Source organism: Streptomyces sp. NPDC049577, from assembly GCF_040675635.1.
GTDB lineage: Bacteria > Actinomycetota > Actinomycetes > Streptomycetales > Streptomycetaceae > Streptomyces.
The window spans coordinates 1-1,354 of the sequence record NZ_JBFAPH010000632.1 but is presented as its reverse complement, the minus strand read 5'-3'; the positions used below and the strand labels follow the sequence as shown (position 1 = coordinate 1,354).

Here is a 1,354-nt window from a genome sequence, read left to right as displayed (position 1 = left end):
TGGCGCACCTGTGGGTGCTCGCCGCCGTCGTCCCGCTCTCCGGCGCGGCCCTCGCCGGGCTCGGCGCCGCGCTCGGGCTGCTGGCGCCGCGCCAGGAACTCGCCACGCTCTGCGGCCAGTTGGGCATGTCGGCCGCGCTGCTGCTGGGCGTGCTCCCGCCGGCCCACATGCCGGCCCCGATCGCCTACGCGCGCGACCTGCTGCCCTCCACGTACGGCGTGGAGGCGCTGGCCCGCAGCTTCGACGCGCACCCCGACTGGCTGCTGACGGCGGCCGATCTGGGCGTGTGCGCGGCCGTCGGCGTGGCCTCGCTGGCCGTGGCCACCTGGGCGTATCGCCGGGCGGCCGTCCGGTGACGCGCCGCGAGGACGGTCCTGGCGCCCAGGCGCCCGCGCCCACCTGGCACGATGGCAAGGTGACCGCACCGCTGACCCCGCACTCCCTGGACGCCCCCGGCCCCGAGGCCGCCGCCCCCGGCGCCACCCGCGCCGATCTGGCCCGGGGCGCGATCGTCCTCGCGGCGGTCGGCGCCGCCGGGCTGCTCCTCGGCCTGCTCTGGCTCTGGCTGGCCCCGCGCGTACCGCTGATCTCCGACGGCAAGGCGGTCTACCTCAAGAACTCCGAGGGCGAGCAGGCCATCGGCGCCGACGGCACCTTCGTCTTCCTCGGCCTGGGCTTCGGCGTGCTGAGCGCGGCCGCGGTCTATTTCCTGCGCCGCGCGGGCGGCATCCCGATCGTCGTGGGCCTGGCCATCGGCTCCCTGCTCGGTGCGGTGCTCGGCTGGCGCCTCGGCGTCTGGCTCGGCCCCACGGCCGACGTGGCGGCCCACGCGCGCGCGGTCGGCAAGGGCGTCGTCTTCGACGCGCCGCTGAAGCTGGGCGCGAAGGGGGCGCTGCTGGCGTGGCCCCTGGCGGCGATGGCGGCGCACCTGGGCCTGACGGCGTTGTTCACGCCGAGGGATCCGGAACCGGAACTGCTGCCGTGACCGGGAGTGCGGGGGCGAAGCCCCCGCACGAGTCACGCCGGCCGCCGCCCGTGGTTGGCCCGGCCCTTCTTCAGGCGCCAGCGGCGCTTGCGCGTGCGCTTCGACATGCGTTCCCCTCCCCTGGACGAGACCTGTCCTTCACGTCGTAGCGAAGACACAGGTAGGTGTCCAGGGCTCAGCCGCGCGCGATCGGTGCCACCACCGCGCCCGTCAGGGCGCGCAGCGCCTCGGGGGAGAGCTCGACCTCCAGGCCGCGCCGCCCGGCGGAGACGCAGATCGTCTCGTGGTCCAGCGCCGACGCGTCGAGCGCGGCTCGCAGCCGGCGCCGCTGGCCCAGCGGGGAGATGCCGCCGCGTACGTAGCCGGTGG

2 protein-coding genes and 1 pseudogene are annotated in these 1,354 nt (G+C 76.5%); 2 read left to right on the top strand and 1 reads right to left on the bottom strand.

The genetic code is table 11. The features are described 5' to 3' along the window. Both AB0K09_RS33410 and AB0K09_RS33405 read left to right on the top strand, forming a co-directional pair. Positions 1-356: pseudogene (locus tag AB0K09_RS33410) on the top strand (ABC transporter permease); the annotation flags it as partial. Between the two features lie 86 nt (positions 357-442). Then, positions 443-985: a DUF2567 domain-containing protein gene (locus AB0K09_RS33405; protein WP_366069142.1), complete on the top strand. Its 543-nt coding sequence runs from the start codon at positions 443-445 to the stop codon at positions 983-985. A 175-nt stretch (positions 986-1,160) separates the two neighbouring features. Here the strand turns inward: AB0K09_RS33405 and AB0K09_RS33400 are convergent. After that, positions 1,161-1,354, bottom strand: a 194-nt coding sequence (locus tag AB0K09_RS33400; protein WP_366069141.1) for a YbaK/EbsC family protein, incomplete at its 5' end; no start/stop codon positions are given.